We start from the raw sequence: 23,690 nt of genomic DNA on the forward strand, positions 1-23,690 counted from the left end.
AACCGCTATCTCCTATAGTCTGATCCTGAAAAGAAGGCAGACTATGACAAATATGATCGATCCTCATCTTTTGCTTAGTGCTTATGCGACCGGCATTTTTCCGATGTCGGATAGTCGGGAAACAGATGAAGTTTATTGGGTTGAACCCAAAAAACGCGGAATATTGCCCCTCGATCATTTTCATTTATCGCGCTCTTTGGCTAAGATTATTCGCTCTGATCGTTTTTTAGTAACCGCAGACCGCGATTTTGAAGCGGTTATTGACCTTTGTGCCGAACCAACAGAAGATCGCCCCGACAGCTGGATTAATCCCCCTATCCGTGCAGCTTATTGCCAGCTCCATAATTTAGGTTATGCCCATTCTATCGAATGTTGGCTGGATAACCGTTTGGTTGGCGGCCTTTACGGAGTCAATCTAGGCTATGCCTTTTTTGGGGAAAGCATGTTCAGTCGGGTCAGCAATGCATCAAAAGTAGCGTTGGCTTGGCTGGTAGCCAGATTGAAAGTCGGCAATTTCAGCTTGCTTGATTGCCAATTTATTACCGATCATCTCGCCTCTATGGGGGCAATAGAAATCACAAGAGAAGACTATCTAAAGCATCTCAAATCTGCCGTTTCCAGTTATTTTACAGATAAAGAAACCGGCAACTGGAATACCCTCGATCGCCTTTCTCCACTCCTACACAACAAACACAGCAAGACAAAAGAAAATCAATTCGCTGATGTAGATTTACCCTTTACGGAAGGCATAGCTTTAGAGACTGATGGGACTGCGCCAGGTGAAGCTTCCTTCTCTTTAGCATGTCCTAATGGTGCGCGCATTGTGCAACTTTTAGGCCAGATATCATAATCAGGGCTTTCCAGAACATTCAAGGACGGTGCTTCCTTATAAAGCCATCCTGAAAAAATTCGTTGCCAGCGATGATTATATTTTAGGCTTTCAACCTGCACAAAAGCCCCCGTTAAATGCTCAGCTTCCCAAGGCATGGTTTCATCACAGGCCTGTAATTTGATAATAAGATCAGGGAAATGCGTTATTTCTCCTGTATGCAAGGTAATATCTTGCCATTCACCTGTTTTTTTATTCAAAACGCCCAAGACCGCCACACGCTGAGACATCGGCAGTAATCCTTTTTCAGGAGGAGGAGCCTCAGTATGATCAGCTTTTTCAGGAACTTTTACTTCATTATCGTCCTTTGAAGGCTCTTCATCACCGACTTTAGGTGATGAAGTTTGGTTTTCGCTCTGCGGAAGAAAATCGAACCATTCGGGACGATTTTTTTTAATATCCCACAAAATCCCTCCCGAAAGGAGGATAACCGCCACCAAAAGAACAATAACGATAATTCGTTTCATGAATTTTTGTCAGCAGCTTGTCCCGAGGCATCATTCTGTGCCGGTTTTGAACCACTACTATTATTTAAATAATGGCCAATCAGCCCCATCAGATTAACCGAGCCTTGGGTGTCAATGATTGTATCGCCTTCTTTCAGATGTTTGTCTGACCCACCCGGAATAAGCGCAATATAGGAACCGCTCATCAAACCGTCCGAGGTGATAGCCGCGCTGCTGTCTAAGGGAAGAGGAATATTCGGGTCTAATGCCAGATTAACCATAACCTGATAACTTTGCGGATCAAGCTGTTCATCAAGGACGCTACCGATTTTCACACCGGCAACTCTAACTTCTGTGCCAGAATTGATACCACCTGCATTAGGAAACAACGCCTTTACATGAACCGCATGAGCAGTCACACCACCACCGGTTTTATTCCATGCATAATAGGCGAAGCCAATCGTCGCCAAGACAATAAAAAGGCCGGTTAACGCCTCTGCACTATATTCACGCAAAGTATTTTTCATCAGGCGATTATATCTCTTTTATAGCATTTCACCAAAGGGGTTTCATGACTTATAGACCTAATCGAAATCCGTGAAAGACGAATTTTTAAGGTAGACGTCTCGTTATTCTTACAGATCGGAATAAAGGAGCTATCTGATTTAAGTCTATTCGGGCGCTGTTACGTCTTTTAAAAGATATGCCGATAGCCCTTTATCACTCTGCCGAAGGCAAGCATAAAGCGATTTTCCAGCTTCAAATTTCTTGATGCCAGCGGCATGAAAGGCTTCAGCATGGACAAAAATATCTTGCTGATCAGCATTCCGGATCAAAAAACCATAGCCTTTGGTTCTATTAAACCATTTGACAGTAACCGCTTCAAAGGATGTTTCACTTTCCTTTAAAGGCGGTTCGTTACTATCAAGCGACGATTTATGATCGATCTCTTTATTTAATTCAAAGGCAAGGATTTTATAGGCTTTCCACCCCTGACGGCTTTTCCTTGCCAAACATTTGACCCATGAGCCTTCTGGTAAAAAACGTTTCCCATATTCCTGTAATAAAGAAAAATGGATCAAGATATCGCCTTCGCCCTTTGAACCGATCAAAAAGCCAAAACCCTTAATAATATCGAACCATTTTACATATCCTGTAATCAAAATATCGACCGAATTTTGATCACTTACAGGCATAGCTGTTACGTTTTTTATAGTAGAATGAAGCTGTTTATTCGGCATTCTCCCCCTCCTCTCAATCAAACTAGCATGGAGAAAGAAAGAAGAAAGTAATTATACCGCAGTATTCATGAAAAATATTGCGCTTTTTATCCAAAATGAAAGGCCTCTTTTCTAAAAGCCTTTCTCGATCAAAAATTTGACAGGTCATAAAAAAAGCTGCCCGAAGGCAGCTTTTCTCTTAATTTTTACTATCGAAAGCGCCGTGACAATGTTTGTAACGCTTACCCGACCCGCAAGGACAAGGCGCGTTACGACTTATCTTTCCTACCCAATGCGCCGGATCTGCATCTGATAGAGAATCGGTTTGAGCAGCAGCGCCTTGTTGGGCAGCCATTTGATTGACCGTAATCTGGTCATCTTGTGGTTGATTCTGGCCATCAACAGTTGTCTCAAAAAGCAGTTTTTCCTGCTCTTCTAAGGCTGCCATGATTTCCGGCGAATTTTTGAAAAATTCTGGTAGTTCGGACAATTCAAAAGACGGCTGAAAAAGCTCAATTCGACTCAAATTGCGGGTAACATCTTCGCGAATAGAGATAAGCATCCGCTCGAACAGCGCAAAAGCCTCATGCTTATATTCATTGATCGGCGTCTGTTGGGCATAAGCCCGCAAATGGATAATCTGTCTCAAACTATCAAGAACAGAAAGATGCTCTTTCCAATGATGGTCAATCGCCTGAAGCAACGTATTCTTTTGAATACCCGCCCATTGCTCTGGCGGAATATCTTTGCTGCGTTCAGCTAAAAGTTCATCGGATTTTTCAAGGATACGCTCGGCAATGATTTCGCTATCAATACCTTCTTCCTCCTGCCATTCTTTGACCGGCAAATCGAGATTCAGAAGATCAAGCGCTTTTTCCTTTAACTGATCAATATCCCATTGTTCGACATATTGATCTTCAGGACAAGTCTCGGAAACCAGATCGGCAATAGTATCTTCCCGCATCTCTTCGACAAGGTCATTGACCGATTCCGCGTCCATAACCGTAGCGCGCTGTTCGTAGATGACTTTCCGCTGGTCATTCATCACGTCATCATATTCGACGACCTGTTTCCGAATGTCATAATTACGGGCTTCAACTTTTCTCTGCGCGGTTTCAATTGCCTTCGACATGATCGGGCTAACGATGGCTTCACCATCAGCCAGACTTTTGTTCATCATTTTGGCAAACATCGTCTGGGAACCAAAAATACGCAACAGATCATCATCAAGGCTAAGATAGAAACGGCTCAATCCGGGGTCACCCTGACGTCCCGACCGTCCCCGTAATTGGTTGTCAATACGGCGGCTTTCATGGCGTTCCGTTCCAAGGACGAATAAGCCACCGGCTTCAAGAACTCTCTGCTTTTCTTCTGCTACTTCCTTCTTGATGCGGATGATAGCCGCATCCCGCTCAGGCCCTTCCGTCATTTCCCGCAATTCGTCAGCAATCCGGAAATCAGCATTACCGCCCAACTGAATATCTGTGCCGCGTCCGGCCATATTGGTTGCAATCGTTACCGCACCCAAGCGCCCAGCCTGCGCAACAATATGCGCTTCCATCTCATGATAACGGGCGTTCAAAACCTTATGAGGCACCCCTTCATGACGCAGATATTCCGAAAGCAATTCCGATTTTTCAATCGAGACAGTGCCGACCAAAATAGGCTGGCCACTAGCGGCATGTTCTTTAATAGATTTGGCAATAGCTCGGAATTTGTCTTCCAGATTTTTATAAAACTGGTCGTTTTCATCTTTCCGCTGCACCGGTAAATTGGTGGGGATAGTAACAACATTTATTTTATAAATTTGATGGAATTCGGTGGCTTCCGTTGCCGCAGTTCCGGTCATACCCGCAATACGTGGATATAGACGGAAGTAATTCTGGAAGGTGATAGAGGCCAAAGTCTGGTTTTCAGGTTCGATCTGAACGCCTTCTTTGGCCTCTATCGCCTGATGTAAACCTTCCGACCAACGACGGCCATCCATCATCCGGCCTGTAAATTCGTCAATGATGACGACTTTGTTATTTCTAACCAGATAATCGACATCTCGCCGGAACATCAAATTGGCTCTCAATGCCTGATTAAGGTGATGTACAATCTGGGTATTTTCAAAGTCGTAAAGATTGCCTTCCGGCAAAAGACCATCGGCTTTCAAAAACTGTTCGGCGCGCTCTGTCCCATCTTCAGTCAGAACGACATTTTTCTGTTTTTCATCAATTTCATAGTCATCAGAGCCAAGCTTTTTAACAACCTGATCTATCGCAATATAGAGATCAGATTTGTCATCGGTTGGGCCCGAAATAATAAGCGGTGTCCGCGCCTCATCGATCAAGATTGAATCAACTTCATCAATGATGGCATAATTGAAAGGCCGCTGAACCATCTGTTCCCGCGTATATTTCATATTATCGCGGAGATAATCGAAACCCAATTCATTATTCGTCGCATAGGTAATATCGGCAAGATAGGCCTGACGGCGTTCTTCATCCGAAATATTCGGCATAACAACGCCAACGGTCAGGCCAAGAAAACGATAGACTTGCCCCATCTGTTCAGCATCACGCTTTGCCAAATAGTCGTTGACCGTCACGACATGAACACCCTTGCCTTCCAATGCATTCAAATAACAGGCAAGCGTCGCTACCAAGGTTTTCCCTTCACCGGTGCGCATTTCTGCGATCTCACCACGATGAAGGACAATACCACCGATAATCTGGACATCGTAATGACGCTGTCCCAAAGTTCGCTTCGACGCTTCTCTGACGGTGGCAAAGGCTTCCGGCAGAAGTTGATCTAGCGTTTCACCCTTGGCCAACCTTTCCCTGAAAAGAACCGTTTGTCGGGCAAGCCCGTCATCATCAAGCGCAGAAACGCTGGGTTCAAAGCTGTTTACTTTTTCAACAATACGGCGCAGGGATTTGATATAACGATCATTAGCAGAGCCGAATAAAGCCTTGGCAATAGCGCCGAACATGGACAGTCCCTAACAATTTCAAAATATGCGGTGAACGGAATGAACCGGCAAAGGCTCACTTTTAAGCTGATAAGTTGAAAAGAAGATAGGTCGCCGCCTTGGTAACGTCAATCATCCCCTCCCCCCATTACAATGCCTCTTTGTTCTTACCCTGTCGATTTTTCTGACAAGCATCAGATTCTAGAGACCAGAGCAGCCAAGAGTATTTTTACAGTCTTACTGTCATTTAATCTTTTTTTCGAGCTTTTTATATCCTTCTTTGAGGAATAAAGACGGATCGCTATAGTGATAATACATTATCAAGCCGTATGAACAAACCGGCCAGTCTATTGTGATTGAAGGATCTTTTTGTATGATCGCCAATATTTCCCCGCTTGCGCCCAGTTATACACCTGAATTACCGGCCATAGACGGGATTACATTACGAACGGTCTGCGCCGGTTATAAAAATTGGCAGCGCAATGATCTCAGCCTGTTTCTTTTTCAGCCGGATACCGTAGTCGCGGGGCTTACGACCCAGTCAGCTTGCCCTTCGCCCGAAGTGGAATGGTGCCGTGCCGCTATTAAAAAAGGGAAAGCCCGCGCGCTTGTTGTCAACGCAGGAAACTCAAACGCTTTTACTGGCCATAAAGGCCGCGAAGCGGTAGCCGCGATTACGGCTCGCGTGGCCGATCATCTAAAATGCGCTTTGCATGAGGTGTTTGTTTCTTCAACCGGTGTTATCGGCGTGCCTCTCCCAATTAAGACCGCTTGTGATGGCCTTGAAAAGGCCTTCTCTGCGGAAGATGTGAATTGGGACCATATGGCTAATGCCATTATGACCACGGATACTTTTGCAAAAATGTCCCGTCAGGACATTACTATTCAGGGTAAATCCGTCAAAATGGTCGGTATCATCAAAGGGTCAGGCATGATTGCGCCTGATATGGCCACCATGCTTGGTTATATCTTCACAGATGCCGCCGTTGCCCCTGAATTGCTACAGAAAATGCTGACCAAAGCTAATAAGAAAAGCTTTTCTTGCATCACAGTTGATAGTGATACATCGACCTCTGATACAGTTCTCGCTTTTGCAACAGCGGCGGCTGGTAATCGGATTTTATCGTCAGAAGAAGATAAAGATGCCGACAAATTGCAAGAGGCGGTAACAGCTATCTGCCTTGATTTGGCACAGCAGGTTGTCAGAGATGGCGAAGGTGCCAGCAAATTTATCAGCGTTACCGTTAATGGTGCGGTCTCTGATGAAAGCGCACATATTATCGCGATGTCGATTGCTAACTCACCCTTGGTAAAAACCGCTATGGCGGGAGAGGATGCCAATTGGGGACGCGTTGTTATGGCTGTCGGGAAAGCCGGTCAGCCTGCGGAACGGGATCTTTTGTCCATCCGCTTCGGCGGCATAGAGGTCGCCGCGAAAGGCATGGTTGTACCCAATTATGACGAAGCCCCTGTCGCCGCTCATTTAAAAGGCAAAGAAATAGATATTTCTGTCGATATCGGATTAGGGAAAGGTCAGGCGCAGGTTTGGACTTGCGATTTGACCCATGGTTATATTTCGATCAACGCCGATTACCGGAGTTGATAACCATAGGGGGCGGCAATCGATTGGGATTACCGCCCCCTATTCTACCTGACTAGTCAAACTCACCAATTTTTGCGTCTCTTCTTTTCGTAACCACGTCAAAGACTGGGGTGGCTGAAAATTAGCACGGATTTCTTTTAATTGGTCGAGATTGATTGGTCGGATTGGCTGATGGTCTCTAAGGAGAAAAGCCGTTGCCTTTTCTGTCCCTTCAAAATAATCTCGATATTGTTGTTCTGATAGAAAGGCTTCGCGCCCGTATCGACTCCAAAGTGTGTTAACATCGCCTTGAACAATCGCTTCCAGATAAGCAAAGCCAATCACTGATTTCACAGGACGCGTCGCATAAATCCAAATCCGCGCCGATAAAGCTGGAAGCGGTATTCTTCGTCGAAATTCCACCGTTTTTTTGCCAGATACAATCGCCTTTGCGAATTCTGGCCATAAGGAAATAACTGCTTCTTTTCGGTCTGGGATATCAGTCACGCTTCAATATATCCTTCAAACAGCCGCAAAAAAGACGTTCATATCCAACTAATCCTTTTTAGGCATTGCTGGTATTTTTTTCGTAACAACAGGCTGCCCCATCGGAATTTTGCGATGCGAAATTTTCACAGTTGGCGGCGATGTATTCGCTACAGCCTCTTTCCCAGGGGTTTCATTCGACTTTTCTATAGGAAGTAGATTTTTGTCAGCCGTGCTGGGCGCAAGAGACGCAATAGGTTCAAAAGCCCCCAATTCATGACGCAGGGTTTCAGGAATAATGCTATTGTCATAAGGCTGTTTGATCGGACTATTTTTTGCTGAACCTTCTCGACAGGTGCCATAAATCTGGGGGCGGCCATTTAACATCAAATAATGATCAAGACTGTTTGTTGCCGTCGTAATGGCGGTTTCATCCCCATTCGCCAAGGCTGCCATGGCTAAACTATGCGCCAACAGAGCATCTTCGGATCTGGAACTCCGATTCAGGATATATGCCGCCTGATTAAAATCCTGCGCTGTATGCAATTTCCCTTGCGTAATAATATCTTTAACTCTTTGGATGCGAGCCGATCCCGCAAGCTCTTCATCCGTATTTTTTAAAGGCTGAACTTCATGATACAGTTTAATAATTTCCGTATTAGGCGGTAATTCAGGTCGATCTATTGTATAGACATGATTAATATCCCAATTCAGCGTGAAAGGCGCACGGCTATTGGTGCGGGTAATAGGCCAGCGAATACCCGCGATATCGAGAATATTTAAAGAAGCGCTCTCATTATTATCAAGCCACATTTCGATATCATGGCGTGCCCCCAGCCCGTCACGGGTAGAAAAAAATAAATGATCGTCAAAAAAACGGCTGGCAATAATTTCTTCCCTAACCAAGGGACCATGCACTTTGGTGAAAGCCTTGGGGGTAATATCTAAATGGGGATGGCTAAGAAACCCGGCAAAAGGATTCTTGCTATCATGTGTTTGTTCTATCTGGATTTCCATGATGGTTTTGCCATTACTGGTCACAGCCCAGCCACCGACATAGTCAACCGCCCGATGGGTCTTTTCACTGCCTGCCACTAACGGAAGCGATGCTGTATTTTCTGGCTCCGATTGAGCATAAAGCGGGCAAGCCATCAAAATTGTAGATAAAAACAAAGAAGCAAGGGAAACAGTCTTCATTTCCAACAGACAATCCTCTCTTTTTCAGGGCATTGTTATATGTGCCGGAAAACATTCATATTCAACGCAAAGGATATTGTTTTACCCTAACGCCAACCATAAATTAGATAACATACAAAATATCAATAATAACGAGTGAGTCTTTGTGATGAAATTGAAATATTTAACACTTCTGGCTCTTTTTGTAACCACACCAATTTTGGCTGAAGAGAATTCGAAAAATATCAATATTCAAGAAAAGGCCTATCATTACTTATGTGATAACAAGAAAAATGTGACGGCGCATTATATCAATTCAGAAGATCAGAGTAGAAAAGAAACTGTTTCTTTTCTTCGCCTTGATATTGGCGATCAAAGCTATGGTCTTACAGAGGCGGTTTCGGCCAGTGGCGAGCGTTATATCGGCCATCATGGGCTGGATTTATCCCATGGCCTTATCTGGTGGAGCAAAGGTGACTCCGCTTTTCTGTCAGTTTTTAAAGGCGATAATGCCCAAAATTCTCGTATTATTTATCGGAATTGCCGTTTACTAAAATAAACAAGACACTGAACCAATTTAAGAAGAAACGCGGTTTCGGCCTTGGTTTTTCGCCATATAGAGACGCTCGTCCGCCCGTTCTAACAAGGAATTGGCATCGTCATTTTCCTTCATAACGGCAACCCCGATACTAACCGTCACAGGGATTTCTCTACCTTGGTAAGGAACTGGCTTTTCGGAAATCGCATTCCCAATACGTGAGGCAACCTGACAAGTTGTCTCCATATCGGCATTGGGCAGCATAATAACAAACTCTTCTCCGCCATAGCGTGCCGCGAAATCCTGTTGTCGAATATTTTCAGTAATTTTCTGGGCAATATATTGAATAACGGCATCGCCTGCCAAATGCCCTTCGTTGTCATTTATCTTTTTGAAAAAGTCGATATCTAGAATAAAAACAGAAAACTGGTCTTTTGTTTTACTAAATTGCGCACAATTTTTTTCAAACATTTCTGTAAAGGCGCGTCTATTAAGTAGACCTGTTAATTCATCAGTATTCGCTAATTCTTTTAGACGAAGATTGGTTTCCTGCAACTCCAAAGTTTTATTAGTAATCATCAGTCGTAATTTTCTAATCTGATTAGATATCAGATCATAGAGAAATAATGCTAAAACTATGATCAGAGCAATTTTAACAAAACGGTATTCATACCACCTGTATTCAACATTCACTGGGAAATGCGTTTCAAGAATAGGCTGCTTTATACCAGGGATAGTCGCTCGAAGGGCAAAGGTAAAATGGCCTGCTGGTAAATGGGAATAAATAACAAAAGGCACACTACCTGCCGGTAAGTTAAGCCATTCAGAATCCTGCCCTAACAAACGATAGCTATAATGTATTTGCCTAGGTTCTGTTGACAAAGGGTATAATTTAAGATTTTTAGAGATAACTTGAGAACAAGTTTTGTAGGGTAGATAGGATGCGAGGAGATCTGACGGACGCGGAGTGGGAGATAATACAGGGTCTTCTTCCAAGCGAACGAGGCCGCTGCGCGCGTCCCGCCAAAAGTAATCGGTTATTTCTCAATGGTATGCTTTATGTGCTTCGAACAGGCTGCCCGTGGCGAGATATGCATGAACGTTATGGGAAATGGAATTCGGTCTATGTTCGGTTTCGTAGGTGGGCAGAACAGGGTGTGTGGGACGCTCTTCTTGAAACTCTCGTTGACCTTGGCCTGACAGATGACTGGCAACATATGATAGATAGTACGATTATTCGCGCCCACAGCCAAGCGGCTGGCGCAAAAGGGGGACGTATAAGGAAGGCTTTGGTCGCAGTCGCGGAGGCTTTACGAGCAAGATCCACGCCCGTTCCGATGGTCAAGGCCGCCCTCTAGCTTTCGCACTAACCGGTGGTGAGGTCTCTGATTATTCTGGCGCTGATAGCTTGATAGATATCCCTGTCACAACACCCCACTGTTTTCTCGCTGATAAAGGATATGATAGCGATAGGTTACGCGAAAAACTGCTTTTTCGAGGCATTCTTCCTGTTATCCCGCCTCGTTCCAATCGAAAAAAGCCTATTCCTTATAATCTCCAGCACTACAAAGATCGTAATCGTATTGAGCGGATGTTTAATAAGCTAAAGCAGTTCAGGCGCATTGCCACACGCTATGACAAAACCAGAAAATCTTTTCTCGCCTTCCTTCATCTCGCGGCCGTAAAATTGTGGTTACCTTCCTTTGTCAACAAAACCTAGAAAAACCGTAATCCAGAAGAGAAAATCTTATTAACAAATTTTTGGCATGTGAAGGTAGATTCAGAGGCTGACCTTCTTTCGGAATTTTTCCATAAGGCAGCTCATTGCCATTAAATTTGACGCTAGTAATAGCTAGGCCAGCTTTAGGCTGTGGTATTATATCAGGATGGAAATCGGCTGGAATAACCGTCAGACCATTCGATCCACCCAATAAAATTTCGCCATCCGCTCCGATTGCGGCGCTATCCCGATAATAGATCATTTTATCGCTATCGCTATGACGATTTATTTGATCTATTTTTTGTGTCTTTGGATTTATCGCAGCAATAGTGCTGCTACCAACTATCCAGAGTCGATTTTTAGTATCGTTTATTAAACTCTGAATAGTCTCACAGAATAACTCGCTCTCCGGCATCGGCACCACAGAAAGAGTATTGCCCTGCTTTTTCAGCAAACCACCTCTAATTCCAACCCAAAGTATTTTTCCGGCCGACCGAAGTGCTGCAATATAGTCATTAGGGATAGTGTTGATATTATCATTTCGATGGAAAATGTTATAAAATTTTTTATTCTTGGGAATATAAAAACTAAGTCCCTTTGCCGTAGCAATCACCAAAATATTATCATGAAAGGCTAAGTCTAATATTCTATTATTAGCTAGACTATTCGAATCGCTATTCGTATGCGTTAAGTGTTCTGTTTTTTTATTCTTTATATCGTAAATATATAAGCCTTCTGGAGTGCCGATATAGAGAATGTTATTTTTATAAAGAAGATTGGTGACAATCAGATTTTCTGGCAAATCTGGGACAGAGTAAGGCGAGACTTCTAGATTTCGAGGATTTATCAGGCTCAAACCTTTAGAAGCGGCTAAAATACTACCATCGCCCAATTCGACAAGGCTATGAATCCCTTCCCCTGAAGCCATGCCTTTTGATCTCAAATGCCGAATAAAGCCTTGTTTTTTATCAAAATAGTCGATCTGTCCATTCTCGAGACCTAGCCAAATTTGCTTATACCGGCCAACTAAAATGGAATAGACATTGCGATCAGCAAGGGATTTGCTGCTAATACCGCTATTGTTAAAGGTAAAAATATGATCATTTTCATGATTGTAAAAAGCGATATTGTCTCCTGCCGCGATCCATATATTACCATTTTCTTCACGATAAAAAGCGCGGATAGAATCCGTATCCAGATTTTCTGGAGCCGCTTCATTCTGATGAATAAAGCTTATTTTCCCGCTTTTTCTGTCAAGAGATAATAACCCCCCACCTCTTGTTCCAATCCAAAGCGCACCGCTAAAGGTCTCTACAAAACTATTTACGGAATGATACCGAATAAAGGGACTCTCTTGTTTTAGAGATTCAGGCTGATGTAATTTGCCATCTAACGTTATGTAAAAGACACCGCTAGATGCCGTTCCAATCCAAAGATAGCCCTTAGAATCCCTATAAAGCGCACGGATTCCTTCAATATTATTTTGAACTGATGTCTTGAAATGAATATAGGTAAATTTCTGATTATCTGGCGAATAACGGACTAGACCTTTATCCGTTCCTAATAAAAGCGATCCATCCTTTTCTTGTAAAATCGCCCGTGTTTGACTGGAACAGGTGCCATTATCCTGACAAAAGACAAAAAATTGTCGGGTATGTTTTAAATCAGAATCGATATGGGACAGACCAATATCCGATCCAATCCAATATCCCCCCTGCCTATCTGGGACAATCGCATAGATCCGACTACCTAGATATTGTTTTCCTGTCGCTGGATAGGGGTAAAAATTATTATCCATGGGATTAAAACGGACAACACCGGCAACATCCGTCCCAATGAGCAAGCCCCCATCTGGCAACGCTGCCAGACTATGAATAACGTTATCAGGCAAACTTAAATTATAAGAGGATGAATAGCGTAAGATATCCGCATGCTGTCCATCATAACGGATTAAGCCGCTGCCCGCTGTTCCGAACCAAAAAATTCCCTGTTTGTCTTTGGCAATCGCCGATATATTGCTGTTTAAATTTTGGTTGCCATTAGAAATGTCGACCGTCTGAATATAGACAGGCCGCCAATCCGCCCATGTGTCGGCGGCATTTAAAGATGTCATTCCTGCAAAAAAAACTGTGATACCTATATAAATATAAAGTAAAAACAGTCCTTTTTTTTGCAAAAAACAAGAAATGTACAACACACAGAAATCTTTTTAGGTTTCAAAAACTATTTATTTTATTTTGATATAATCTTTTCACCAACAAAATTTAACAAAAAAAATACAGATAACAGACAGTGAAAATATAAATATATGCACCTCTCAAAAGAGAGATGCATATACGAAAAGCAGCCTATTTTATAACAGGCTATCGGCTAATCTTTTTCCAAGATCTGCATCGCAACGTCTAAATAATTCTATTTGCTTTTCTTTTATCGCATTAGGCACCGAGGGAGCACCCAGAGAAGCGACCAAATTGGAAACTAAACGGGCTTTTTCATCCTCTTTCATCAAACGATAAAGTTTTCCGGGCTGTTCATAATTGTCATTTCCGGAATCTTCATAGCGGTCATAATGCCCCCCTTCACCATCAACCGCGATAGGCGGTTCTTTATAAGATGCGTTTTCAAAGGGCGAAGATGGATCAGAATTAGGTTCATAATTGACGGCATCACCACCATTGCCATCAACCCGCATCGTGCCATCGCGATAATAACCATGAACAGGGCATCTTGGGCGGTTAACAGGAATCTGCGTCGCATTGATACCCAAACGGTAACGTTGTGTATCAGCATAGGCAAAAAGCCGTCCCTGCAACATCTTGTCAGGGCTAAAATAAAGGCCAGGTATAGTATTCGCTGGGGAGAAAGCGGCTTGCTCAACATCCTGAAAATAATTTTCGGGATTTTTATTAAGCTCGAAAAAGCCAACTTCCATCAACGGGAATTCCTTGTGATACCAGACTTTGGTAACATCAAAAGGATTAAGCCGCTGATTTCGGGCTTGTTCAGGCGTCATAATTTGGATTGCAACCTTCCACTTCGGGAAATCGCCTTTCTCGATCGAAGAAAAGAGATCTTCCTGATAATGGTCAGGATTGCTGCCTGCCAATTTTTCAGCTTCTTCGGCCTTCAAATTTTTGATGCCCTGTTGTGACAGGAAATGCCATTTCACATAATGGATATCTCCAGCCTCATTGATCATCGAATAGGTATGACTAGAAAAGCCATGCATAAAGCGATGACTAAGAGGAATACCACGATCAGAAAAGAGAATAAGAACCTGATGCAAACTTTCAGGACTTTGCGAGAAAAAGTCCCATACCATCTTGGGGTCTTTTAAATTCGTCTGTGGATTACGCTTTTGCGTATGGATAAAATCTGGAAATTTTATCGCATCTCTGATGAAAAAGACGGGGGTATTGTTCCCGACTAAATCCCAATTCCCTTCTTCAGTATAAAATTTCAGGGCAAAACCGCGCGGGTCACGCACTGTATCTGCCGAGCCTCTTTCTCCGCCAACCGTAGAAAAACGGGCAAACATCGGTGTTTTTTTCCCGATTTCTGAAAAGATTTTGGCTTTTGTATAGCGGGTAATATCAGCTGTTACCGTTAGCTCACCAAAAGCGCCCGATCCTTTGGCATGAACAACCCTTTCCGGTGTCCGCTCGCGGTTGAAATGCGCTAATTTTTCAATGAGATAGACATCTTGGAGGAGGGTTGGGCCTCGTTTTCCTGCGGTGATACTATTTTGGTTATCACCAACAATGCGGCCTGATTCAGTCTGAAGATTGGGTCTAGTCATAACGTCCCTCTTACCTGATTGGGATTTATGACTGAACGCATAGTCTAGGTGATTGTATCCTTAAAAATTCGGCGGTGCGATGAAATGACCGAATAATAAGCTCTATTTTGATAGCTATCAAAAATTACCCTGCATTTTATTACAGGGTAATTTCAGATAAATATTATTTTCCAGTAAGAATACGGTCGATTAATTGTTGAACCGTAGGAATAAAATTATTGGCGTAGAAAGGATCGGTCTTAAACCGATATCCTGAATGACCGCAAAACATCAGATTGTCTTCGATCTCATCACTATGCGCAATATCCTGCAATGTTTTTTGAATGCAGAAGCTTCGTGGATCAGGCACACGGCCTGTCGTATTTTTGTCGGCTTCCGTCCATGAAGAAAAATTGCATTGGCTTAAACACCCCATGCAAGCGGCCTGATCTTTACGGATCATCCGCATTTCTTCTGTGGTAACAAAAACAAGCGTATTATCTGGCGTTCTTAATGCCGAGACATAGCCATCTTCCACCCACTGGCGCGCTCTTGCCAAATCACCTTCAGTGACCCAAAAACTGGCGCGGGCATTTACACCGACATCCAACAAATGTTGGTGATCGCCGGCTTCTTTACCCGAGAAAGCAATTTGACGCTCTGACCGCTCTTCTAGGTTTTTCAAAAATCTATTTTTGATCGCCGAAGAATAAAATCCTGTTGGTGAAAAGCGATGCAATAAAACATCCCCTTCATCCAGCTGCATCAGACGTTTTTTCCATGGCAAAGAAATCGGACTTTCCTGCGTTACCAACGGACGCGTTCCAAATTGGAAAGCGATCGTGCCTAATTCAGGATTGTCGATCCAATCATTCCATTCCTCAAGATGCCAAACACCGCCTGCCATAACGATGGGTATACTGTCAGGAATACCCACAGCACGCATCACCTTCCTGAGGGCATATACCCGTTCATAAGGCGGCTGCGGTGAGGCTGGATCTTCAGCATTGGATAAACCATTATGCCCCCCTGCCCGCCACGGATCTTCATAGACAACAGCGGCCAGAAATTCAGGTGCCTTGGAATAAGCACGTTTCCACAAGGCATTAAAGGCTCTAGCCGAAGAAACGATCGGCAAATAATAAACCTGATAATGGGCAGCAATCTCGGAAAGTTTATAAGGCATACCGGCACCACAGGTAATGCCTGTCACCAGCCCTTTGGTCTGTTCCAAAACCTCTTTTAAAATAGTTTGGGAACCGCCCATTTCCCATAAAATATTGATATTGATAGCACCCTTGCCGGATGCAATATCATGGGCGCGTTTAACCTGATCAATGGCACCATTTATGGCATATTGCACCAATTCTTGATGGCGTTCTGGACGGGTTTTGCTGTGGTATATTTGGGGAATAATCCGGCCATTTTCATCATAGCTATCTGCGTTAACAGCCGAAATTGTGCCAATGCCATTAGCAGCCGCCCAAGCGCCTGCACTCATATGATCCGATGCGGCGATACCTTTCCCGCCTTCAATCAGAGGCCATACTTCACGCTTGCCGTAACGGATTGGGTGCAAGCCTTTGAACAAGTTAATCCTCCCTTAAAATGCAATTTTCTTAATTTGGGTCAAAGCGCTTTTATCAATAAAAAACGCAGAAGTTTAGTTTCAAATCATTCTCGCGAGGCACAAAATTTTAAATCAGCTCTTTTAAAAAGGGAATGAAATATTTTAAAGATTTAATCAAAAAATGGGAAAAGATTTTTTAAAAACCACCCTTAGTTAATACTATTTTTCAAAATTAAATAATTCATAACAACAAAATTATTCAAAAATAAATTTTATTGTTATTTAAATTTTTTGCGATTTAACTAACTCTTTTCGCCCAAAGAGATGGTTCATTCAAAACTAAATTCGCTTTCGACTATTCTATCGTCAAAATTTCAGAGTTTGGGTGCTTTTTATTATATAAGGATAAAATGAAAAAATACGACCATCTCTATGAAGAATATCTTAATAAAAAAATTAATCTAAGTTACAAAAAAATACATTATATAAATTTACTTTTCCGTCAAATGATATAAATTGACCGCAAGTATTAGGGAGAGAATTCCAGTCCACCTGCTCCAAGATAGGTGGGCTGGAATATCCTGATTTGGTTATCCAATAACCGCTGTTATTTTCAGATCAGGCAACTATATCATATCCTAAATCATCTATTTCTTTTCTCAAGACATCTTCCGACACCTCGTCCGGATTATAATCTATAGTGACGGCTTTATTCTTTAAAGATGCCGTGGCAGCAGAAACGCCCTGTAACTGGCCTAAATGGCCTTCAATCGTTTTAACGCATTTCTCGCAATGCATCCCTTCGACCTGAAAAATCACACGGGTCATTTAATCTCTCCTGATGGAAAAGCCGACCATCGGCTTAATAAAAGCGAATTACTCACAACAGAAACAGAGCTCATTGCCATCGCAGCTCCAGCAATAACAGGGTTAAGAAAACCGAAAGCGGCTAATGGAATACCCAAAACATTATAGATAAAGGCAAAAAACAAATTCTGTTTCATTTTTTGCATGGTTGCTCTCGAAAGAGATATCGCAAGGGCGACTTCTTCAAGGTTGGATTTCATCAAAATGATATCTGCCGATTCAATTGCAATATCGGAACCGGCTCCAATGGCAAAACTGACATCAGCTACGGCTAAGGCCGGTGCATCATTGATACCGTCACCGACCATACCAACATAATGCCCTTGTTTCTTCAAGCTCTGAATTTCATTTGCTTTATCTTCCGGTAACAGACCTGCTTTGTAATGACGAATACCGACATTCTCGGCAATTTTTTGGGCAGTGACGTCATTATCACCCGTCAACATCGCCACTTCGATACCTAAATCATGTAGTCTTTCAACAGCCTTTTTTGAAGTGGGTCTGACAGGATCAGCCAAGGCGATAGAGCCTAGATATTGGTTGTCGCGGGCGATATAAACAAAGCTGCTCTCTTTCTTATGCTCGTCTTGATGAAGCTGAGATAAAGCGGAATCTTGAATTTTTATACCGGATTCTTCTAGAAAGCGTAAAGAACCCATCCTGATTTTATGATGGTTCTTATCTGTTCCAGTAACTCCAAGACCCGCCTTTTCCAGTATATGGTCAGGCAGAAAAATGGTAATGTCTTTGTCTCGGCCAAAAGAAGCGATAGCTTGCGACAAAGGATGGGATGATTGACTGGCAAGAGAGGTCGCAACCGTTAAAAGATCCTCTTCTTTTATACCCGCGCTACAGGCCACTGTTGCAACCTCGGGTTTGCCTTCCGTAATTGTTCCTGTCTTATCAACCACCAAATAATTGATATTTTTAGCACGTTCTAAAGCATCGACATTGCGAATAAGGATGCCTTTTTTGGCGCCAGCCCCCGTTCCCACCATAATTGCCGTCGGGACCGCCAATCCCAAAGAACAAGGGCAAGCAATAACCAAGGTTGAAACAGCGGAAACCAAGGCAGAAGAAAAAGACCCTGTCAAAAGCCAGCTGACAGCTAAAGTCAGAAAAGCAATGACAATCACAACCGGAACAAAAATACCGGCTATTTTGTCAGCCAGTTTTTGAATCGGCGCTTTTGACCCCTGAGCCTCTTCAACCATTCGGATAATACCTGCCAAGGCTGTATGCGCCCCAACAGCGATGGCCTTTATCCTGACGGCGCCGCCCTTATTGATGCTAGCAGCAAAAACAGTATCACCGGCTTGTTTAACAACTGGCATCGCTTCGCCTGTTAGCATGGCTTCATCGAAAGAGGATTCACCTGCTACAATCTGTCCATCGACAGGCACTCGCTCACCTGAACGAATAACAAGGATATTGCCTGTTTGTATTTGGCTAACAACGACATCCGAAATATGTCCATCTTCTTCTATATGGCCAATCGGTGGTTGCAATGACAATAAAGAGTGCATCGCGGAGCCTGCCCGATTTTTGGCCATATCTTCTAGCAAGCGCCCTAATAAAACGAGCGTAATAATCATGGCGCTGGCTTCAAAATAAATATGTAGATGCCTGAAGCCACCGAAAGTAACGATGCTACTATAAAGATAGGCCATACCCGTTCCTAAAACGACCAAAACATCCATATTGGCCGATCCAGAACGAAGCGATTTCCATGCTGCTTTAAAGAAAGAGGCACCCGCTATAAATTCAACAATAGTCGCCAAGCCCCATTGGATAAGACGTGGCATTTCAGACTCTGTTTTTGCCATCGAATGGTTAGGAAAAAACATCATCACCATCTGAAGCAGAAAAGGTAGACTGCAAAAAAGGGCAAGTAGAAAATAATATAGGGTTTGTTTTCTCAGTTTCTGTTCTAGTAAACGCTGCTTTTCACTATCAATTTTTTCAGATTCGATGGCACCATAACCAATTTTCTCAATTATTTTTATGATGTCACTTATCTGCGTTACACTCGGATCAAAAGTAACCTGCGCTTTTTCGGTCGCAAAATTGACCGAGGCTTCGACATCAGGAAGACGGTTTAGCCGTTTCTCAATACGGCTTGAACAAGCCGCACATTCCATACCTTTAATAAATAAAGAAACCGTCTTTTTTGATGCCATATGATGGGGATTCTTTCCGACCGATTTAACCGCAAGATATATCAGAGCTAACTCATCAGGTTAGAAATGGTGCCGTTCAGTCGGGTGAATTATAATTTATTTTCTTTATCAATGGTATTTTTAAGACTTGTTTTCTTCCAAAATAAAGTGATCCCCCTATATAGGGCATGGCTTAGCCTATAAGACCAAGCTGATTCTTTTAATATTTTTGTTGTAAGGATTGTTCATGACTGAGGCAATAATTATTGATGGTAAAGAATTTTCGTCAAATTTACGCAATAAAATTGCCGAAGATGTCAAAACATTCAAAAAAGAACGTAACGTCGTTCCTGGCTTGGCCGTTGTCCTAGTGGGCGAGGACCCAGCTAGCCGTATCTATGTACGTAAGAAAGAAGAAATGACCACAGCTGTCGGAATGAATTCCCTCAGCTATCGCCTTGATGCAAATGCCAGTCAGCAAGAATTGCTCGATTTGATCGAAACACTCAACCATGACCCCGCTGTTCATGGCATTTTGGTTCAGCTGCCTTTACCTAAGCATATTGATACCCCAACTATTCTTGAAGCTATTGATCCAGACAAAGATGTTGATGGCTTCCATGTCGTTAACGCAGGACGTTTGGCAATAGGCACGCCTAGTTTGGTGCCTTGCACACCTGCCGGTTGCATGATGTTGCTCGAGCATAGCTTGGGGAGCCTAAAAGGCAAAAATGCTTTGGTGATTGGTCGATCAACGATTGTTGGCCGTCCGATGGCACAGCTTCTTTTAGCCGCCGATTGCACGGTAACCGTTGCGCATCGCCATACCAAAAATTTGGAAGAATTATGCCGACAGGCCGATATCGTTGTCGCTGCTGTCGGGATTCCTCATTTTGTCAAAGCCTCATGGCTCAAACCCGGCGCCGTTGTGATCGATGTCGGTATCAATCGGGTTCCTGCTGAGGATGAGGCTGCCAAGGCTGCGGGGAAAACGCGCATTGTCGGGGATGTTGATTTTGTCGAAGCTGCGAAGGTCGCTTCGGCCATCACTCCAGTCCCTGGGGGGGTTGGTCCCATGACTATTGCCTGCCTTCTTAATAATACGGTGCAGGCTGCACGGAATTTGACTTCTGCTTCTTAAAGGACAAAGACAAAGCATTTCATTGTCTTTACCAAGATTGGTTAAGTATATGTCTCAAACGAAAGAAACCTCTATTCTTACGATAGAACCCACTGACCATCCTACGCCCGCTGATAAACGCAAGGCAATGATGGCTAATCCTGGCTTCGGCACGACCTTTTCTGATCATATGGTTGTGATTCACTATTCCGAAGAAAAAGGATGGCATAACGGACGGGTTATGGCTCGCCAGCCGTTACCACTCGATCCGGCCGCTTCAGTGTTGCATTACGCGCAGGAAATTTTCGAAGGGATGAAGGCCTATCGCAGTCCCGAAAATGAAATTTTGCTGTTCCGGCCCGAAGAAAATGCCCGTCGTTTCCGCCATTCAGCAGAAGTTATGGCGATGGAACCCATTCCAGAAGAAATCTTTCTGGATGCCGTGCATAAGCTGGTCGATATTGATCGTGACTGGGTGCCTGATGGTGAAGTAGGTAGCCTCTATATTCGTCCTTTCCAAATTGCCAGCCAGCCTTTCCTTGGGGTGAAACCTGCCAAAGAATATATTTTCGCGATTATCGCTTGTACGGTTGGCTCTTATTTCAAGGATGCAACCAAAGGTGTGCCGATTTGGGTCTCCGAAAATCATGTTCGGGCGGTTCCTGGTGGCACTGGTACGGCCAAATGTGGCGGTAATTATGCAGCCAGTCTGACAGCTCAAGCCGAAGGCTACGCCCATGGTTGTGCACAGGTTGTCTTCTTGGATGCCATCGAACGCCGTTGGATCGAAGAACTTGGTGGGATGAATGTCTTTTTTGTCATGAATGACAAAACATTGATCACCCCTCCACTGAAAGGCACGATTCTCCACGGAATTACCAGGAAGTCGATCATCGCATTAGCCCGCGACAAAGGATATACCGTTCTGGAACAGCCCTATAGCCTTGATCAATGGCGTGAAGATGCCAAATCTGGCAAATTGCTGGAAGCCTTTGCCTGTGGGACAGCCGCGGTTATTACTTCTATCGGTAAAGTGTGCGACACACATGGCGATTTTGAGATTGGTGAAAATGGCGCTAATAATCCAGTAGCCAATGAACTGAGAGAATCTCTGATTAACTTGCAGTATGGACGCGCAGAAGATCCTTATGGCTGGGTCAAACGCGTTTAATTTTCTTTAAAAAAGAGCCCCTTTTTAGGGGCTCTTTTTCTATGTCTGCTAACCTTTACTGCGGGCAATATAACGATTGATCACATCCCCCAAAACAGGCAAAGGTACACCGCCTGTTTTGACAATGGCATCATTAAAAGAAGCCAAATCAAAAGCCGAGCCCAATTGATCTTTTGCCTTTTGGCGTAACCTCAAAATTTCGAGCTGTCCCATTTTGTAGCCACAGGCCTGTCCTGGGCTAGAACAATAACGATCAACTTCGCTGGTCGCGGCATCCACTACATAACCACATTCATCAATCAAATAGCGGATAGCCTGATCACGCGACCACCCCATAGAATGCAATCCGGTATCGATCACCAGACGACATGCTCTAAATTGCTGATCTAAAAGATAACCAATCCTTCCGACTGGATCATTGGTATAAAGCCCTAATTCATCTACCAGCTTTTCGGCATAGAGCGCCCATCCTTCAACAAAGGCATTAAAGCCCATCATGGAAGAGATAAGAGGAATTTCACTATGATGTTCTGCCAGATAGGCGCCTTGCCAACTATGACCGGGGATACCTTCATGGGCAGTCAGAGTTGTCAAAGAATAGCGCGGCCATAAGTTCGTTGATGCCAGATTAATGTAATAAATAGCTGGTCGGCTGCCATCCAAGGCCGGAAAATTCATATAGCCTAAAGGGGCACCTTTTTCGACATCGGGTGGAACTCTTTTGACCAGAATTGGGGCTTTCATCCCCAAATGTGACAATTTAGGAAGCAAAGGCCGAATAGCCGCCAGTCTTCCATTGAGATAATCTAGAATTTCAGCTCGACCTGCATCATTATCAGGATAGATAAAACGCTGATCTTTGCTTAACGCCTGTAATCTTTGTCCAACACTTCCTTGGGTAAAGCCTTGTGATTTAAGCAAGCCATCCATTTCGGCTTTCAGAATTTCATTCTGTTCAAGACCGATTTTATGAATATCCGACGCAGATGTCGTCAACGTCGTGCCTAATCTTAAAGCCCAATGATAATAAGCTTCCCCATCAGGTAAACGTGAAACGGATGGATTATTTCCGGCCTTAGGCAGAATTTTTGAGAATTCTGCCAATTCAATATCCAAAGCAGGATAAAGGCTATCTTTTACAATTTTGGCCGCTTTATCCGAAAAACTACCTTGGATACCGGCTTTTTTCGCGCGAACATCTAAATTTTGAACAAAACTTTGTTCTTCAGCCTTGATAGCCCGAAAATCCTGCATTTGTGCGAAGGCTTTTTGGGCAATAAAATTAGGTGGGATAACGCCAATAGAGGCCTCTCTTTTGAGTTCCTCAGTTTCCTCTTTAATTTGTCGAGAAAAAGCCTGCAATCGTAAAAGATAGGCTTCAATATCTGCCTTATTCTCAATCCGATGCTGAGAATTCAAGAAATCAGCCATCGAGGTAGTAACGCCATTTTGTTGGCTAAGGCTATAGGTTTCTGTTCCACCAGAAAAACCAGCAGCGGCACCTCCGCCGTAAGAAAAGCCAAGACCGTCTAAACCACGATCCACAGCATAAGAAACTGTTTCATATTGTATTTGGTCTTTTTCATTCTTGAGACTGGCTTTCACCTTATCCAATCTCTGACGCATAGAGCGCATTTGACGAGACCATTCTGATAAACCCTTCTCGGAATTATCAGACAGTTTGGCTTCAAGTCCTGCCAGTTGCCCCTTATCAAGTCCTAAACTTGTCGCCATTTCTGGCGACAGAATTAAAATTTCATGGGCAAGCTCTGCCAACAGACCTGATAACGGTGAATTATCCGCTGCACTTACTATTTCTGGAATAATATTACTGATTCCTGCAACGGTCAGAACCGTGGCCGTTTTTTTTAGAATATTTCGTCTTTCCTGACTATCGGGTTTACCTATTCGTTGATTCCCCAAGATCAATTCCCCCCTTAATCAAAGGCATGTTCCCAATTTAGGCCATGACTAAACTTTGTTACAAAGGAGAATAGTTTTTCTGATTATTC

The 23,690-nt window shown here is 43.5% G+C and carries 17 protein-coding genes and 2 pseudogenes; 6 read left to right on the forward strand and 13 right to left on the reverse strand.

Features of this window, described 5'->3' with window-relative positions:
* The first annotated feature begins 43 nt into the window (after positions 1–43).
* Positions 44–850, forward strand: a complete 807-nt coding sequence (gene aat, locus ZMOB_RS01945; RefSeq protein WP_014500473.1) for a leucyl/phenylalanyl-tRNA--protein transferase — start codon at positions 44–46, stop codon at positions 848–850.
* Positions 851–885: 35 nt separating this feature from the next.
* Here aat and ZMOB_RS10525 read toward each other — a convergent pair.
* From ZMOB_RS10525 to secA, 4 genes and pseudogenes are all read right to left on the reverse strand, one after another.
* Positions 886–1,356 (reverse strand): annotated as a pseudogene (locus ZMOB_RS10525) (DUF2155 domain-containing protein); the annotation flags it as partial.
* Positions 1,353–1,862, reverse strand: coding sequence for an outer membrane lipid asymmetry maintenance protein MlaD (gene mlaD / locus ZMOB_RS01950; RefSeq protein ID WP_011240785.1), 510 nt, complete (start codon positions 1,860–1,862; stop codon positions 1,353–1,355). The gene mlaD and the pseudogene ZMOB_RS10525, both read right to left, overlap by 4 nt.
* Positions 1,863–2,006: 144 nt before the next feature.
* Positions 2,007–2,576, reverse strand: a complete 570-nt coding sequence (locus ZMOB_RS01955) for a cold shock domain-containing protein (RefSeq protein WP_014500475.1) — start codon at positions 2,574–2,576, stop codon at positions 2,007–2,009.
* A gap of 178 nt (positions 2,577–2,754) precedes the next feature.
* Complete coding sequence (gene secA, locus ZMOB_RS01960) at positions 2,755–5,532, reverse strand: preprotein translocase subunit SecA (RefSeq protein ID WP_014500476.1); 2,778 nt, start codon at positions 5,530–5,532, stop codon at positions 2,755–2,757.
* A gap of 352 nt (positions 5,533–5,884) precedes the next feature.
* Between secA and argJ the strand changes: the two genes are divergently transcribed.
* Positions 5,885–7,114: a bifunctional glutamate N-acetyltransferase/amino-acid acetyltransferase ArgJ gene (argJ, locus tag ZMOB_RS01965; protein ID WP_014500477.1), complete on the forward strand. Its 1,230-nt coding sequence runs from the start codon at positions 5,885–5,887 to the stop codon at positions 7,112–7,114.
* A gap of 39 nt (positions 7,115–7,153) precedes the next feature.
* Here argJ and ZMOB_RS01970 read toward each other — a convergent pair whose 3' ends face one another.
* Positions 7,154–7,600 carry an ASCH domain-containing ribonuclease gene (locus ZMOB_RS01970; RefSeq protein WP_012817070.1) on the reverse strand — a complete coding sequence of 149 codons (447 nt, stop codon included), beginning with the start codon at positions 7,598–7,600 and terminating at the stop codon, positions 7,154–7,156.
* A gap of 48 nt (positions 7,601–7,648) precedes the next feature.
* Positions 7,649–8,776, reverse strand: a complete 1,128-nt coding sequence (locus tag ZMOB_RS01975) for a hypothetical protein (RefSeq protein WP_012817071.1) — start codon at positions 8,774–8,776, stop codon at positions 7,649–7,651.
* Positions 8,777–8,924: 148 nt separating this feature from the next.
* Here ZMOB_RS01975 and ZMOB_RS01980 point away from each other — a divergent pair, with 148 nt between their 5' ends.
* Complete coding sequence (locus ZMOB_RS01980; protein WP_014500478.1) at positions 8,925–9,314, forward strand: MliC family protein; 390 nt, start codon at positions 8,925–8,927, stop codon at positions 9,312–9,314.
* 18 nt (positions 9,315–9,332) lie between these two features.
* Here the strand turns inward: ZMOB_RS01980 and ZMOB_RS01985 are convergent, their stop codons facing one another.
* A complete protein-coding gene (locus tag ZMOB_RS01985) occupies positions 9,333–10,175 on the reverse strand; it encodes a GGDEF domain-containing protein (RefSeq protein WP_252507296.1) in 843 nt (280 codons plus the stop codon).
* Positions 10,176–10,234: 59 nt separating this feature from the next.
* Between ZMOB_RS01985 and ZMOB_RS10060 the strand changes: the two are divergent.
* Positions 10,235–11,013: pseudogene (locus tag ZMOB_RS10060) on the forward strand (IS5 family transposase).
* Here ZMOB_RS10060 and ZMOB_RS02000 read toward each other — a convergent pair.
* The 5 genes from ZMOB_RS02000 to ZMOB_RS02020 form a co-directional block, all read right to left on the reverse strand.
* Entirely contained in the window at positions 11,000–13,126 is a 2,127-nt protein-coding gene (locus tag ZMOB_RS02000) for a ligand-binding sensor domain-containing protein (RefSeq protein WP_252507297.1), read from the reverse strand. The pseudogene ZMOB_RS10060 and the gene ZMOB_RS02000 overlap by 14 nt on opposite strands.
* Before the next feature lie 240 nt (positions 13,127–13,366).
* Positions 13,367–14,812 (reverse strand): catalase, encoded by a 1,446-nt coding sequence (locus tag ZMOB_RS02005; protein ID WP_014500479.1) that lies wholly within the window; start codon positions 14,810–14,812, stop codon positions 13,367–13,369.
* A gap of 163 nt (positions 14,813–14,975) precedes the next feature.
* Positions 14,976–16,382 (reverse strand): NAD(P)H-dependent flavin oxidoreductase, encoded by a 1,407-nt coding sequence (locus tag ZMOB_RS02010; RefSeq protein ID WP_011240776.1) that lies wholly within the window; start codon positions 16,380–16,382, stop codon positions 14,976–14,978.
* 597 nt (positions 16,383–16,979) lie between these two features.
* The gene (locus ZMOB_RS02015; protein WP_014500480.1) at positions 16,980–17,189 is read right to left on the reverse strand and encodes a heavy-metal-associated domain-containing protein; all 210 of its coding nucleotides are present in this window, start codon (positions 17,187–17,189) and stop codon (positions 16,980–16,982) included.
* A complete protein-coding gene (locus ZMOB_RS02020) occupies positions 17,186–19,408 on the reverse strand; it encodes a heavy metal translocating P-type ATPase (RefSeq protein ID WP_014500481.1) in 2,223 nt (740 codons plus the stop codon). Before ZMOB_RS02020 ends, ZMOB_RS02015 begins: the two co-directional genes overlap by 4 nt.
* A gap of 226 nt (positions 19,409–19,634) precedes the next feature.
* Here ZMOB_RS02020 and folD point away from each other — a divergent pair, with 226 nt between their 5' ends.
* Positions 19,635–20,528, forward strand: coding sequence for a bifunctional methylenetetrahydrofolate dehydrogenase/methenyltetrahydrofolate cyclohydrolase FolD (folD, locus tag ZMOB_RS02025; protein ID WP_014500482.1), 894 nt, complete (start codon positions 19,635–19,637; stop codon positions 20,526–20,528).
* 49 nt (positions 20,529–20,577) lie between these two features.
* The gene (locus ZMOB_RS02030; RefSeq protein ID WP_012817078.1) at positions 20,578–21,678 is read left to right on the forward strand and encodes a branched-chain amino acid aminotransferase; all 1,101 of its coding nucleotides are present in this window, start codon (positions 20,578–20,580) and stop codon (positions 21,676–21,678) included.
* 48 nt (positions 21,679–21,726) lie between these two features.
* Here ZMOB_RS02030 and ZMOB_RS02035 read toward each other — a convergent pair whose 3' ends face one another.
* The gene (locus ZMOB_RS02035; RefSeq protein ID WP_014500483.1) at positions 21,727–23,601 is read right to left on the reverse strand and encodes a DUF885 domain-containing protein; all 1,875 of its coding nucleotides are present in this window, start codon (positions 23,599–23,601) and stop codon (positions 21,727–21,729) included.
* Between the last annotated feature and the right edge of the window lie 89 nt (positions 23,602–23,690).

The organism is Zymomonas mobilis subsp. mobilis ATCC 10988 (genome assembly GCF_000175255.2).
In the GTDB taxonomy this organism is placed as follows: Bacteria; Pseudomonadota; Alphaproteobacteria; order Sphingomonadales; family Sphingomonadaceae; genus Zymomonas; species Zymomonas mobilis.